Source organism: Ruegeria sp. CL6 (genome assembly GCF_056536465.1).
In genome coordinates this window covers 413,630-427,868 of the sequence record NZ_JBQFPR010000001.1, presented here as the reverse complement: position 1 = coordinate 427,868, position 14,239 = coordinate 413,630, and the positions used below count along the sequence as shown (strand labels likewise).

General features: G+C 58.5%; 14 protein-coding genes. 8 read left to right on the top strand and 6 right to left on the bottom strand.

Features of this window, described 5'->3' with window-relative positions; translation table 11 throughout:
• Positions 1–45 precede the first annotated feature (45 nt).
• Complete coding sequence (gene speB / locus ACR0LH_RS02105) at positions 46–993, top strand: agmatinase (RefSeq protein WP_170567065.1); 948 nt, start codon at positions 46–48, stop codon at positions 991–993.
• 65 nt (positions 994–1,058) lie between these two features.
• On the top strand, positions 1,059–1,466 hold the full coding sequence (locus ACR0LH_RS02100; protein ID WP_170697927.1) for a DUF1499 domain-containing protein: 408 nt from the start codon (positions 1,059–1,061) through the stop codon (positions 1,464–1,466).
• Here the strand turns inward: ACR0LH_RS02100 and ACR0LH_RS02095 are convergent.
• Positions 1,407–1,694, bottom strand: coding sequence for a hypothetical protein (locus ACR0LH_RS02095; RefSeq protein WP_170567061.1), 288 nt, complete (start codon positions 1,692–1,694; stop codon positions 1,407–1,409). The genes ACR0LH_RS02100 and ACR0LH_RS02095 overlap by 60 nt on opposite strands.
• Positions 1,695–1,758: 64 nt before the next feature.
• Between ACR0LH_RS02095 and prfA the strand changes: the two genes are divergently transcribed.
• From prfA to ACR0LH_RS02080, 3 genes are all read left to right on the top strand, one after another.
• Entirely contained in the window at positions 1,759–2,814 is a 1,056-nt protein-coding gene (prfA, locus tag ACR0LH_RS02090) for a peptide chain release factor 1 (protein WP_170567059.1), read from the top strand.
• Positions 2,811–3,656: a peptide chain release factor N(5)-glutamine methyltransferase gene (gene prmC, locus ACR0LH_RS02085; protein ID WP_480719472.1), complete on the top strand. Its 846-nt coding sequence runs from the start codon at positions 2,811–2,813 to the stop codon at positions 3,654–3,656. Before prfA ends, prmC begins: the two co-directional genes overlap by 4 nt.
• A gap of 237 nt (positions 3,657–3,893) precedes the next feature.
• Complete coding sequence (locus ACR0LH_RS02080; protein WP_480719471.1) at positions 3,894–4,469, top strand: DUF4167 domain-containing protein; 576 nt, start codon at positions 3,894–3,896, stop codon at positions 4,467–4,469.
• 58 nt (positions 4,470–4,527) lie between these two features.
• On the opposite strand, the gene rsmA is transcribed toward ACR0LH_RS02080, so the two are convergent.
• The 5 genes from rsmA to lptG all read right to left on the bottom strand — a co-directional run bounded on the left by rsmA (position 4,528) and on the right by lptG (position 10,923).
• A complete protein-coding gene (rsmA, locus tag ACR0LH_RS02075; protein ID WP_480719470.1) occupies positions 4,528–5,370 on the bottom strand; it encodes a 16S rRNA (adenine(1518)-N(6)/adenine(1519)-N(6))-dimethyltransferase RsmA in 843 nt (280 codons plus the stop codon).
• An 84-nt stretch (positions 5,371–5,454) separates the two neighbouring features.
• Positions 5,455–6,420 carry a 4-hydroxythreonine-4-phosphate dehydrogenase PdxA gene (pdxA, locus tag ACR0LH_RS02070; protein ID WP_480719469.1) on the bottom strand — a complete coding sequence of 322 codons (966 nt, stop codon included), beginning with the start codon at positions 6,418–6,420 and terminating at the stop codon, positions 5,455–5,457.
• Positions 6,417–7,670: a peptidylprolyl isomerase gene (locus ACR0LH_RS02065; RefSeq protein WP_170413585.1), complete on the bottom strand. Its 1,254-nt coding sequence runs from the start codon at positions 7,668–7,670 to the stop codon at positions 6,417–6,419. Before ACR0LH_RS02065 ends, pdxA begins: the two co-directional genes overlap by 4 nt.
• The gene (locus ACR0LH_RS02060; protein ID WP_480719468.1) at positions 7,661–9,823 is read right to left on the bottom strand and encodes an LPS-assembly protein LptD; all 2,163 of its coding nucleotides are present in this window, start codon (positions 9,821–9,823) and stop codon (positions 7,661–7,663) included. Before ACR0LH_RS02060 ends, ACR0LH_RS02065 begins: the two co-directional genes overlap by 10 nt.
• Positions 9,823–10,923 carry an LPS export ABC transporter permease LptG gene (lptG, locus tag ACR0LH_RS02055; RefSeq protein WP_480719467.1) on the bottom strand — a complete coding sequence of 367 codons (1,101 nt, stop codon included), beginning with the start codon at positions 10,921–10,923 and terminating at the stop codon, positions 9,823–9,825. The genes ACR0LH_RS02060 and lptG overlap by 1 nt, the downstream gene beginning before the upstream one ends.
• A 240-nt stretch (positions 10,924–11,163) precedes the next feature.
• Between lptG and ACR0LH_RS02050 the strand changes: the two genes are divergently transcribed.
• From ACR0LH_RS02050 to ACR0LH_RS02040, 3 genes are read left to right on the top strand one after another with little or no spacing between them, the layout of a single operon-like run.
• Positions 11,164–12,630 (top strand): leucyl aminopeptidase, encoded by a 1,467-nt coding sequence (locus ACR0LH_RS02050; protein ID WP_480719466.1) that lies wholly within the window; start codon positions 11,164–11,166, stop codon positions 12,628–12,630.
• A gap of 4 nt (positions 12,631–12,634) precedes the next feature.
• Entirely contained in the window at positions 12,635–13,093 is a 459-nt protein-coding gene (locus ACR0LH_RS02045) for a DNA polymerase III subunit chi (protein ID WP_480719906.1), read from the top strand.
• A gap of 36 nt (positions 13,094–13,129) precedes the next feature.
• Entirely contained in the window at positions 13,130–14,176 is a 1,047-nt protein-coding gene (locus ACR0LH_RS02040; protein ID WP_480719464.1) for an aldo/keto reductase, read from the top strand.
• Positions 14,177–14,239: the final 63 nt, after the last annotated feature.

Here is a 14,239-nt window from a genome sequence, read left to right as displayed (position 1 = left end):
CGCCGGTATCAAAAAGCAAACCGGTCCGACGGGAGATACAAACGGATGACAGATTTCAATCAACCGATCAGCGGCAATGACCTGGCGCGATTTTCGGGGCCGAATACTTTCATGCGATTGCCGCAGGCTGAATCTCTGGCTGCGCTGGACGTGGCCGTTTTGGGAATTCCGATGGATATCGGAACCTCATGGCGGTCTGGCACGCGGTTCGGACCTAAACAAATCCGATCCGAAAGCGCGATGATCCGCCCCTACAACATGGCCACCTATGCGGCGCCTTTCGACAGTCTGCAGATCGCGGATATAGGCGATCTGGCAATCAATACCTTTTCGCTGTCAGAAAGCCTGAAAATCATCAAGGAGAGCTATGACGCCATCCTCGCCCAGCAGGTGATTCCCGTTGCGATGGGGGGCGATCACTCGATCACTTTGCCGATCCTGCGGGCAGTGGCGAATAGGCATGGACCCGTGGCCTTGGTCCATGTGGATGCGCATGCGGATGTGAATGATGAGATGTTTGGCGAGAAAGAGACCCACGGAACGGTATTCCGACGCGCCTTTGAAGAAGGCTTGATCGTTCCTGACAAGACCTTCCAGATCGGTATCCGGGGCTCTGGCTACGCGGCGTCGGACTTCACCGAGGCCAAGGGCTGGGGCTTTCGCCAGTTCCCGGCCTGGGAGCTGTGGCAGCAGAACCTGACAGTTATCGGATCGCAAATTCGCAAGGACATAGGTGAGCATCCGGTTTACATCACTTACGACATCGACAGCCTCGATCCATCTTTCGCCCCTGGAACGGGAACGCCGGAAATTGCCGGGCTGACCACTCCGCAGGCGCTGCAATTGATTCAGGCGTTGAGGGGGCTGAACGTGGTGGGCTGCGATCTGGTTGAGGTTTCCCCGCCCTATGATCCTTCGGGCAACACGGCGCTTACAGCGGCCAACCTGTTGTTCGAGCTGCTGTGTATCCTGCCCGGTGTTACGTCACGGTAAGATGCGGTGCTGCGCCTTGTCCGGTTCTGCAAACAGAATATGGTTTCCCTGAGGACAGGATCGGGATGAAAATTATGTTTATATGGCTATTGGTTGCGCTGGTTGTTCTGCTGGGTGCCTACATACGATTGGCGCCGTCTGACCCCACGCGATGGCACGTTCCTCCGGTCGGTGACGTAAACCAAGATATGAAGGGCGGCGTTTTCCGTATCGTCGAAACCGGCCCCGATGGATTGGCTCATTTGAATCAGGTCGCGCTCAGTTCCTCGCGGACCTCTGTCCTCGCCGGATCGGTGGATGAAGGGATGATCACATACGTCACCCGTACCAAGGTCGTCGGTTTTCCCGACTACACCACTGTGCAGCAGGATGGGGATACGCTGCGTATTTACGGACGTCTAAGGTTTGGGCGATCAGATTTCGGGGTAAACCGTAACCGTGTTGATGGGTGGTTGGCCGCTCTCAAGTCCTGAGGACAGGCAACCTTCCTGCACTTCGCGCCACATCGGGACGTTCAAAGACATCTGGCACTGAGCCATGAACATGCGGCCATCAACCTGCAGGCAGATCATCTCGCCCAGCTCGATGCGTGTGCCGGATGTGTCGGTGCAATAGCAGTCACGAACCTTGCCGTCCGGACCGACATAATCGGCCATGACAGGGGTGGAAAACAGCGTCAGAGCAAGCGTAAACCATCTCATACGCCGCAGCTTAGCACACGGTCGGCCCTTGACCAAAGCCCCGGATTGCTAGACACCCCCGGGGATGATCCCCGAAGAACGACTAGAACAGATAACTCAGCGATTCCAATACCTCGAGGCGGCCATGTCAGACGGTGCCGCGGGCGGGGACATCGCGGCTTTGGCCAAGGAATACTCTGACCTCAAACCGGTGGTCGATCAGATCATGGCGTGGCGGCAACTTGTGACGGATTTGGCCGAGGCCGAGGCGATGCTGGCCGATCCGGACATGAAGGAACTGGCCCAAGAAGAAATCCCCGACCTGCAAGCCCGCATCCCTGACGCGGAACATGCGCTCCAGTTGGCTTTGCTGCCGCGTGATGCTGCGGACGCGCGTCCTGCAATGTTGGAAATCCGCCCCGGAACCGGAGGGGATGAGGCCGCGCTGTTCGCCGGAGACCTGTTGCGCATGTATCAACGCTATGCCGAAGCGCATGGCTGGCGATTTGAGATCGTCGAGGAACAAGGCTCGGACCTTGGCGGCATCAAAGAAGTCGTGGCGCATATCAAGGGCGACAACGTCTTTGCCCGGTTGAAATATGAATCCGGTGTGCACCGTGTTCAGCGCGTTCCAGAAACCGAAAGCGGTGGCCGTATCCATACATCGACTGCAACTGTCGCCGTCCTGCCCGAAGCTGAAGATGTGGATATTCAGATTGAAGCGAATGATATCCGTATCGACACGATGCGCAGCTCTGGCGCGGGTGGTCAGCATGTGAACACGACGGATTCAGCGGTGCGGATTACGCATCTGCCAACCGGTCTGGTCGTGACAAGTTCGGAAAAGTCACAGCACCGAAACCGGGAAATCGCGATGCAGGTGCTCAAGACGCGCCTCTATGATCTAGAGCGCCAACGGATAGACAGTGAAAGATCCGCGGACCGGGCCAGTCAGGTAGGTTCGGGTGACCGGTCCGAACGGATCAGAACGTATAACTTTCCGCAGGGTCGCATGACGGACCACCGTATCAACCTGACGCTTTATAAGCTGGATCAGGTTATGCAGGGGGACCTTGATGATGTGATCGACGCGCTTACGGCAGATGATCAGGCGCGCCTGCTGGCAGAGATGTCGCAATGATCGGGGCGCTGACAGCGGCACAGGCGATGGTCGCTGCAACGGCCCGTCTGAGGGCCGCTGGGGTTGCTGACCCGGCAAGAGACGCGCGTGTCTTGCTGGCCCATGCAGCCCGCATCGAAGCAAGCCGCGTCACCTTGATCGCGCCCGAGGAGCTTTCGCCAGAGATAGCCGAGCGGTACGACCAACTGATTTCGCTGCGGGCGATCAGGGTACCTGTTTCCCATTTGCTGGGGGAGCGAGAATTTTATGGCCGTCGTTTCCGTGTCAGCCGCGATGTTCTGGACCCACGTCCCGAAACCGAGGTGTTGGTTGAGGCCGCGCTGAGTGAACCGTTTGACCATGTTCTGGATCTCGGCACCGGGTCGGGGTGTATCCTGATTACGTTGCTGGCGGAAAGGGACAGTGCTTTCGGGGTAGGCGTGGATCTGAGCGAGGCTGCGTGCCTTCAGGCCAGCGCGAACGCGGTTCAGCATCAAGTTCAAAGCCGGGTGGAGATTCTTCAATCTGATTGGTGCGCGAACATTGAGGGCAAATTTGACCTTATTGTTTCCAATCCGCCGTATATAGCGCTGGATGAAATGCAAGACCTTTCACCCGAAGTGGGTGAGCATGAACCGCGCATGGCTCTGACGGACGAAGGCGATGGTCTTGGCGCATATCGCCGCATTGCCGCAGAAGTTCCCGATTTTTTGATGCCCGGCGGACGGTTGCTGGTCGAAATCGGGCCATCGCAGGGTAAAAGCGTGTCGGCTTTGTTTGATGCCGCGGGCTTGGCCGAGACACGGATAATTCCCGATTTGGACGGTCGCGACCGCGTCGTTTTTGCCAGAATGCCGCAGTGACGGTGCGTACTGAGGCTGAAATACGCCGATTGATGTAAAAAAGCTGCGAAATTTTTGACAACCCCCTTGTCTGTGCGCGCTGGACATGTTTACTCAGGTTTAGTCAGCGAGGTTGACGCCGTTACAGCGTGCCCCTGACGCCAAGCCCAAAAAGTCGACATCGCGTCACAGCAATAGCCTTCGAGCAGTGCAAGTCGCGAGGTGATCGACATCGAATGACAAGGCTGACTAAAGTAGATGAGATCTTCCAAATCCCGCTCGCGGGCCAAGAATAACCGCAATCGTCCTTCTGGCGGCAACGTAGTAAACCGGGTTTTCGACAGCTCGGGCCCAGAGGGTAAAGTGCGTGGCACGCCCCAGCAGATCATTGACAAATACAACCAGCTTGCCCGTGACGCGCAGCTGTCCAATGACCGCGTGGCCGCCGAAAACTTCCAGCAACACGCCGAGCATTACCTGCGCTTGCTGAGTGAAGCGCAACGCGAAATGGAAGCGCGTCGGGAGGAGCAGGAGCGGCAGAACCGCGAGCGCCAGGCCGAGCGTGATCGTGAACGCGCCGAGCGTCAGGAGCGCGAAGCAGCACGTCAGGCGGATCCGGCAGAAGCTCCGCAGCCCGATGTGATGGACTTTGCGCCCGAGGCCGCGTCGCCGGACTCCGGTTTGGTCGAGACCCCGGAAAGCAAGGGCACCGAAGGCGAAGCCACCGAGAAAAAGGAAAAGCCAGCCCGGAGGCCGCGCTCGCGCAAGCCCAAGGCCGCTGCGAAGGAAGAAACGCCGTCCGACAAAGGCGATGCGCCCGAAGCGGCTGAGTAAGCTCTGGCATCAAGTTCAAAACAAAGCCCCGAGGTTTCAACTCGGGGCTTTTTTTGTTTCAGCCTTTATCGACCTCGCGCGATAACGCGCAGAAGGCTTCCAGCGGCACTTGTTCAGCCCGTTCGGTTGGTTGGATGCCGGCCGCCAAAAGCCTGTCCTCGATATTTGGTGCGACGCCCTTCAGGGAAGCGCGCAGCATTTTGCGACGTTGGTTGAACGCTGCGGCCACGACACGAGATAGCGTGGCGGAGTTGGCGGGATAGCGCGGCTCGGGCAGGGCGGTCAGATGTACGACGGCGCTTGAAACCTTGGGCGGAGGTGTGAACGCTCCGGGCGGCAGCGACATGGCTATACGGGCCTCGGCACGCCACTGCGCAAGGATGGCAAGACGGCCATAGGCTTTGCTGCCGGGTTGGGCGACGATCCGTTCGGCGACCTCGCGTTGAAACATCAGGGTCAGGCTTTGCCAGAACGGGGGCCACTCAGGGGGTGTCAGCCACCGCACAAGAAGCTCAGTTCCGACGTTGTAGGGCAGGTTGGCCGCAACGCGGATTGGCGGTGTGAGATGGGCCAGCGGGTCAATCTCGAGCGCGTCACCGTTGATGACCTCTAAACGGCCGGGATATGCAGCGGCAATATCGTTCAGGGCAGCAATACAGCGCGTGTCTTTCTCGACCGCGACCACTTTTCGTGCGCCCTCGGACAGCAATCCCCGAGTCAGACCGCCGGGACCGGGACCGATTTCCAGCACATCACACTCTGACAAGTCCCCGGCCTGACGCGCAATCTTGGCGGTCAGGTTCAGGTCCAGCAAGAAGTTCTGGCCCAGCGACTTTCGAGCCGAAAGCTGGTGGGTTGCGATGACCTCGCGCAGAGGCGGAAGATTGTCGATAGCGCTCATTCTCAGATTACCGTGGCGCAGGAGGGATGGCGTGCACCATAGATTTTTTGCCTCCGGCGGGGATATTTTCAGCCAGGTGAAGGATCAAGAGCTTTTTGCCATGCGGTGGGCGAGTTTCAAAGCTTCGATCAGGCTGGACGGGTTGGCGATACCTTGGCCCGCGATATCGAGCGCGGTGCCGTGGTCAGGTGATGTCCGTATGAAAGGTAGGCCGAGCGTTACGTTTACACCTCGGTCGAAGTCCAGCGTCTTGATCGGAATCAACGCCTGATCATGGTACATTGCGATGGCAGCGTCATAGCGCGCACGCGCAGCGGCATGAAACATCGTGTCTGCGGGGTGCGGGCCGCTGACAGTGTAGCTTTCTGAGGGTAGGTCAGAGATCAACGGGCCGATCCAGTCCAACTCCTCATGCCCCATCTTACCGCCTTCGCCTGCATGAGGGTTAAGCCCGGCAATGGCGATGCGGGGACGAGCGATGCCGAATTGGGTACGCAGCCCTTCGGCTGTGATTTCGATCGTTTCGCGTAGCAGGTCTGGCGTTAACTCGGACGGGACACGGGACAGCGGAATATGGATCGTAGCAGGTACCACGCGCAACTTGTCGCTGGCCAGCATCATTACAACGCGTTTGCGCCCGGCCAAGGCTGCAAGAAATTCGGTATGGCCGGGGTAAGCGAACCCGGCCCCGTCAATCAGTGCCTTCTTGTGGATCGGGGCCGTGCACAGGGCCGAGGCCGCGCCAGATTGAACCATTGAGACGCCGAGCTCTATTGCATCGATGACGCTGGGCGCGTTGGCGGCAGCGGGTCGTCCGGGGTGATTGGGTTCGGGAAAGTCGAGCTGAAGAACAGGCAAACCCCTAGAGCAAACATCGAGCGTTTCCTGCGGGCTGCCAATGACTTGCGTAGGGGTTCCTTCGGGCAGGTGCGCGGCATCCCCGATGTAAAAAAACGGGCAGGTTTCGCGCAACTCGGACCACGCTTTTGCTGCAATTTCCGGGCCAATTCCGGCGGGGTCGCCGCAACTGAGCGCGATTGGAGCGATCATTGTTCGATGATCGTTGCGTCTGCGCGCAGCTGCTCAAGTAGGCTTTCGGAAAAGGCTTCCAGACGTTGTTGGGTCAGCGCGTTCGCGACATCAACGCGCGAGGTTTCTTCACCTCGGTCAAGGGTGCGCGTGCACAACATCAGGAATTTGAGGGTCTGGCCGTTATTTCCGGTCAGAGCCGTGGAGATTTCGTTTAGATCCAGCTTGGCCAATTCCAATGCAACATCACGCGGGATTTCCGAAGGGCTGGCTTCGATCCGCTGTAGAACCTGTGCTGGTTGGTCTTTTGCGATCCCGTAGAGATCGTCGCATGTATCGATCTCTTCTCGTAGCTTTGCGGCGCGTGCCAGTGTTTCTTGGCTGCGACCACCCGGCAGGTTATAGATTGCGTAGTCAATCTTGGAGTAACGCGGCGCGCCCGTGGAAACTTCGCGCAAGCCACGCATCTGGAACAGGGCGATTGCGTTGGGAAGGGTGATCGGCTGTGTGATATCGCCGTTCTTGAGGCCCAGGATGACCGGCTGCAAAGCAGGAGGCAGGTTCGTAAGGTTCAACCAGTCCAGCCGCCCACCGTTGTTTCGCGTGCCAGCGGCAGAATATTGAGTGGCAGCAGCCGAGAAAGCGTCATAGCCTTCCAATTGGGCAATCTCATCCGCCAGAAGTTCGGCCTGGGCTACCGTTTGCTGATTTACCGGGATGATGATCTCGGACATCAGAACTTGTAGTCCACCGCCGCCAGCCTGACCCAGCGCCCTATTGATCTCATCTTCCGAGGGGCGAGCCTGTGAAAGAAAACGAGCGCTGATATAATCGCGCCACGATAGCTGGTCCGCGACAAAATCCCTGACTGTTTCCCGAGAAACGCCTGCGTCGGCCAAAAGTTGCAGGAACTGATCCGTCGACAAGCGCCCCCGTGCGGCGAACTCGTCAATGCCAACCTGCACATCCTCGGGGCTGATTTCGATTCCCGCCTCATTCATGGCCTGTTTGCGAAGCCGGTCGTCGATCAACGCCTGCCGGACCTCATCCGCGGACGCGCCCGGAGCGCCAAGAGCCGCCAGGAATTGCTGGCGCTGGTCCAGCTCGTACCATGTGACGATGTCCTGATTGACCTTGATCGCAGGCGAAAACGGGCTTTGCGCCTGACCCGCTACGGGGGCGAAAACCAGCACAGCGGCGGCCAGAACCGGGGCGGCTGGTTTAAGCCACCCTGAGCGAATGAAATTGGAGAAACGTGAAATCAACTGCATCTTCTCTTGAACTGTTGGCCGCCACCTTCGACAGAGTAACCTGTCAGGGCTACGGTAAAGCCGAATTCTGTCGAAGGCTCAATACTCGATGACGCGGTAAATCGTCTACTCACGACCATATTGGCCTGTACGCATTCGCTTTGGTAGGTCACGCCCAACCCATAGCGGATTGGTTCGGATTCGCTTAGGTCATAACGCGCAAACGCGCGGGTGAGCCAGTTCTGGTCAACGCGGTAGCGGCCATTCACGCGTATTTCGGAAATTTTGTCGTCCGCGTTTTCATCCGGATCGGCTTCTTGCCAGACATAACTGCCCGATACGCTCGTCGACTGCTTGCTCCACGCTGCGCGCATCTCGGCCTTGGCAAAACTGAAATCCCCGTTCAACAGGCCACGCCCTGCCAGAGACCACCCGTTCGCTGTTTGCAACTGCCCCGCAATCAACAGGTCCGAAGACGTACCCTGTAGGCCGGACGTCAGGTTGAATTCGGGGTCAGCGTCGGCGCGGAACACTTGCCCAACCGTCGCCAGCGCGCGCCAACCTTGGGCACCATAGCGGGCCCAGTTGACGCCAATTACACCGGTCGGCCCGTCTTCGCGCCGGTCCGGTGCCGGGAAACGGGAAAGGGACAGCAGGTTGCCCTGGTCAAACTCCTGAAAGGTGCTTTCGTCAATAGGAACATCGTTCGTCGATACGTGTGTCCAGCCGACCTGAGCGATAGGTTCGAGAACCTGAGTCGCGCCCGACTTGTCCCGCCGGGACATCGGATAGCGCAGAGTGAGCGCGGCCCGCGGAGTCGTGCGGTTGACCTGTCTGGGAAAATCGCTGTCATGGCGGATATTGAATGTGTCGATTGATGCGCCGATCCGGGCGTCTGCCCGCAGGCCGGTGGTAAACACCCAACTGCGCATCCATTCAGCATCAAATGTCGCCCGTGCCACGTCCCGGCCCACGATATCTTCGTCGCTGGTGCGTTCATGGGCGTGCGCGTTGAACCCCAACCGCACCTCACCACCCAGCGCGTTCGGGAAGTGGCGTTTCTCGTAGTAGAGATCGAAGATTCGAGACGGGATTTCGTCCTGATCTTCGCTGTCGCGCAAAGTCTTGTAGTGGATAAAGCTGGTGCGGAAAGCGGTATCCCTTTTTATCCGCTCTAACGCGACCTCACTGCGTAGCCGGTCAAAACCCGGCAGACCGTAGTCAGCCAGATACGAGTCGTCGGACGTGGTTTTAAGGTCGAATGTAAATCGATAACCGTCCTGAAGATTGAACCAGCCATCGGCAAACAGGTAACCGCGCTCCTCTCCGGGCTGTAGGTCATCTTTGGTATACGCCCCCAAAACCCGAATACCGCCGCGTTTGAATGCCTGGCGATATCTGAAACCCAGCGTCTTGGTCTTGGAGGACACGTAAGGGGTCAGTGTCAGGTCTTTATGATCACCCAATTTGAAGAAATACGGCACTTGAATACCGGTTCCCAACTGCGATGTGGTGCGAACCGACGGCACCAGGAAGCCAGTCGCCCTGTCCAGGGTTGGATCCGGAAGACGAAGGTAGGGAAAATAGAAAACTGGAATGTCCCGAATTCGGAACTGCGCGCCTTCAAAATATAGCTGACGTTCCAGTTGGTCATGGGTGACTTTGCGCGCGCGTATCTGCCAAATCGGAGGCTTTCCATTCGCGCACACGTGACACGAAGTTGCCGAAACCTTGCTGAACTGGGTATAGCGCCCCGCCGCGCGTTTGGCCTGAACGGATGCAATCTGGACTTGCTGCTCGAACACCATCCGAGCACCGATCAACAGGCCGTTCTGTATGCCGCTGTCCAACTCGGCCGAGTCAGCCAGTAGGGTCGTTGCGCCCCCCTGATCAATTCGGACTGGCCCGTCCAGCGTTAACTGCCCTGTGTCGCGGTCATAGGTTATCCGTTCAGCGGTAACCTTGATATCGCCCTGAAACGCTTCGACATTGCCTTCGGCGACCAGCACCCGTTGCGGTGTGATAAACACGCGATCGGCAACCAGCAGGGCCGGTTCGTCTTCCTGCGCAGCGTTTTGCGGCGCTGTTTCGGTTGGTTGATTCTGGGCACCTGCGGCCAAAGGCAAGACCAGCGCAAGCGCACCGGACAAAAGCAGGCAGGAAACTAGCCGCATCAGCCGTCCTCCGCGTGCAGCAACAGGCCGAGCGATAGAAGAACGGCTGCGAAGGGCGGCGCCCAGGCCGCTACAAAGATAGGTAATTGTCCGTTTTCCCCTAGAATTTGGGCAAAGTTGCGCACGAAGTAGATGCCGAAACCCAACAATACGGCTGACAGGACCGCGATCCCCGTACCGCCAAATCGGACATGCCTCATGGTGAAGGCCGCTCCGATCAGCACCATCGAGACTAAAAAGATCGGGCGGGCCAACTGAACTTGCAGCCAGACCTCGTACTGTTTGGTTGAAAACCCGGCCTCGCTGAGGTCACGGATGAGTTGAGGCAGATCGTAGACCGAGACTGATCCCTGTCGCCCCAGCGTGTCCAGAATACGTTGACGGGTAAGTGATGTGGGGATCTCGAGGCGCGCGTGTTCCACGGCGTTTGCTTCTGGATTGATGTCTTCTTCCAAAGACCAGACCTTGGCATTCAGCAAGGTCCAGATTCCGTCCTGCAATTCCGCGCTGTCTGCAACGATCTGCTGAATCGGAGTGCCATCCTGAGAGAAGGTAATGATCGTAACCTGCTTCAGCTTCAGCGTATCCCCGTTTGACGTCCCACGAGCCTGAATGACTGACTGGCCGTCCTGTGAGCCCTGTCGTAGCCACAAGCCTTCGCTGCTGATCGAAAAGGCCGATCCAACGTTGTTTCTGTATGTGTCCGACAGCCTTTTGAATTCTTCGGACGTGGCCGCCGCGATGGGGTTCAGCAAAGCCACGGCAACCGCGCCGATGATCAGGGCCAGCGTTGCCGGAGCCAATAGCGCCCTGATCCCAGACCGGCCAATCGCGCGGGTCACGACCAGTTCTGAACTGCGGGCAAGGCCGACAAAAAGTGCGATCGTCGAAAGTATTACCAGCAGCGGCAGCATTTCACTGATGGCTGATGGGGTGTTGAGCAGTGTCAGATGCAATAGCTTGCCGAACGACAGGTCAACCTCGTCAAACCTGCGGACCTGTTCAATCAGGTCGATCAGAATCAACAGCGTAAGGAATATTCCACCTATGACCAGAAAGCTCTGGATGAAACGGCGGGCGAAGTAACGATCGAGTATCACGGCTTCGACCTCGCCACATCTTCATTGGCGTGGCGGCCAAAGAAAGTCAGAGCGGAATCACAACGACATTCGCCACGAAGCGATGGCTTATGCCTGCCCTGTCTTGCCACTGTATTCTCCCCCGATCCTGTCGGAATTTTTTCGAGACTGTACTGCAATTGCCAGCCGGGGAAAACTGCTATCTGGTCAATACGGTCAGTGCGGGCTAGGTCTTGGGGAACAGATTTTCAGGAGTTCGCAATGAGCAGTCTTATCCCGATCCAGTTTCAGGCTTTTGACGTTGACGCAATGGCGCAGGCCGAAGGCCGCGTGGTCATCATCCTTTCACCGGACGGCAAGATGAGCCCCGCCGTTCGACGTGCGAACCGTCTGACGCGTGGTGCCGTGGCGCGTCTGGTCGAAAGTGATCGGTTTGAAAAGGTAAAGTCAGGCGATGTGGTGTCGCTTGCATGGCCAACCGGCATGGCGGCCGAGGCACTGGACATTCTGGTTCTGCCACGCCGTCCCGACGCGGCTGAGTCGCGTAAGGCTGGTGCAAAGCTGGCGAAGCTGTCAGACAATCGCGATATCCTTGTGATGGCTGGCAATCAGGTCCGGTCCGAAGAACTAGCCCTTGGGATCGCACTGCGCAGTTATGATTTCGACGCGCACAAGTCAAAAGAGTCTGAGCGCTCCGCCACAGTCACGATCAGTCACCAAAAGCCGGATGAGGTTGAGGCTGCGTTTGCGCCGCTCTACGCCGTGGCGGACGGCGTGCGGATGACGCGTGATCTGACCAATGAACCGGCCAACGTACTGACCACGACCGAATTTGCCGACCGTCTGGCCGAGATGAAAGACCTGGGTCTCGAGGTCGAGGTTCTGGAAGAAGACAAGCTGGCAGAGCTGGGAATGCGTACACTGCTGAGCGTGGGGCAGGGCTCGGTCAGCCCGTCCAACGTTGTGGTAATGCAGTGGAATGGCGGTGACAAAGGCGATGCTCCGTTGGCTCTGGTCGGTAAGGGTGTCGTGTTCGACACGGGAGGCATTTCGCTGAAGCCTGCGGGTGGCATGGAAGACATGACCATGGACATGGGCGGCGCGGGCGTTGTCGCGGGCACCATGCGTGCGCTGGCCAAGCGCAAGGCCAAGGCCAATGTGGTCGGGCTTGTAGGGCTGGTTGAGAACATGCCCTCGGGCAACGCCACGCGCCCGGGCGATGTGGTCAAGTCGATGAAGGGTGACACGGTTGAGATCATCAACACAGACGCCGAAGGCCGTTTGGTCCTGTGCGACGTCATGTGGTATGCGCAAGAGCGGTTCAGCCCAGTGGGTATGGTTGATCTGGCCACGCTGACGGGTGCGATCATTATCGGGTTGGGCCACGAAAATGCGGGCGTGTTCTCGAACAATGACATGTTCTGCAATGCGTTCCTCAAGGCGGCAGGGGCCGAGGACGAGGGTGTCTGGCGGATGCCATTGGGTAAGCCCTATGACGACCAACTAAAGTCACGTGTCGCGGATATGAAGAACGTGGGCGGACGGCCTGCGGGGTCCATCACAGCTGCGCAATTCCTACAGCGCTTTGTGAAAGAGGAAACCCCGTGGATTCACCTTGATATTGCCGGGGTCGCCTCGGTTGCGGCAGAAACATCCTATGCGCCTAAAGGTGCAACCGGGTGGGGCGTGCGCGCGCTGAGCCGCTTTGTTCAGGACAATTTTGAGTAACTCCGTGGGCGCTGTCTATTTCTACCACCTGACCCGTCAGCCGCTGGAATGCACCTTGCCGGTTCTTCTGGACAGGGCGCGGCAGGCCGGGTGGAAGATCGCCGTGCGGGGTACTGATCCCGCGCGGATGGACTGGCTGGACGAAAGGCTGTGGCTGGGGCCGGAAGATGGGTTTTTGCCTCATGGCCGGGCGGGTGGCCCTCATGACGCGAAGCAACTCATTTTGTTGACGACTGAGATGCAGGCAGCCAACGGGCCGTCCTGCGTGATGGCCGTCGATGGCGCGCCTGTCGAACCCGATGAGGCGAACGCTCTGGACCGAGTGTGCATCCTGTTTGACGGCAATGACCCGCAGGCGGTTCAGCATGCCCGGGGACAATGGAAGGCGTTGACGGGTGCCGGATGCGCGGCCAAGTACTGGTCCGAGGAATCGGGCCGGTGGGAGATGAAGGCCGAGGCATAACGCCTTACTTCAATGATATTTTCAGGAGATTGAAAGATGGAAATGAAGCCCTTGGGCCGCACGGGTATCATGGTTTCGGACCTGTGTCTGGGCACGATGACCTTTGGTACGCAGACCACCGAATCCGATGCGCATACACAGATCGAAATGGCGCTGGAGGCCGGTATCAACTTTGTCGATGCGGCCGAGATGTATCCGGTCAACCCAATTTCAAAAGAGACGGTAGGGCGCACCGAAGAGATACTGGGTAACTGGAACGCCGCAAACCCTTCGCGGCGTGCTGACTATGTTCTGGCAACCAAGCATTCCGGGGCGGGTTTCGCGCATGCGCGTGATGGCGCGCCCATTTCGGGTCAGACAATCCCTGAGGCGATCGAAGGCTCGCTGCGTCGCCTGAAAACGGATTGTATCGACCTGTATCAGTTCCACTGGCCCAATCGGGGCAGCTATATGTTCCGTCAGAACTGGACCTACGCGCCGTCGGGTCACAACACAGACGAGGTGCTGGACAATATGCGGGACTGCCTTGAGGCGCTGCAAGCGCAGGTCGACAAGGGCAACATCCGCGCTTTTGGCCTGTCGAACGAAAGCGCATGGGGCACCGCGCAGTGGCTGCGACTGGCCGAAGCCGGGGTGGGTCCACGCGTCGCTTCGGTGCAGAATGAGTACTCTTTGATGTGCCGGCATTTCGATACGGATATGGCCGAACTGAGTGTCCATGAGGATGTGGGGTTAATGGCCTTTTCACCACTGGCTGCCGGGTTCCTGACCGGCAAGTATCAGGGGGGCGCGGTGCCCGAAGGGTCGCGCATGTCATTGGTTCCAGAAATGGGTGGACGGCATCGATCCCGCGCGTTTGATGCGGTTGGGGCCTACCTTGAGGTTGCTGCGCGTCATGGATTGGACCCGGTGCATATGGCCTTAGCCTGGTGTCAGAAACGGCCGTTCATGTTGTCGGCGATCTTTGGCGCAACAACGGTTGAGCAGCTTGCCCACATTCTGCATGGCAAGGACCTACAGCTATCCGATGAGGTGTTGGCGGACATTACCGAGGCGCACCGCGCGCATCCGATGCCGTTCTAGGGGGCGCTGCCCCCGCCGCGCGTGGCGCGCGACTCCCCCGGGATATTTTTAGCCAGATGAAGG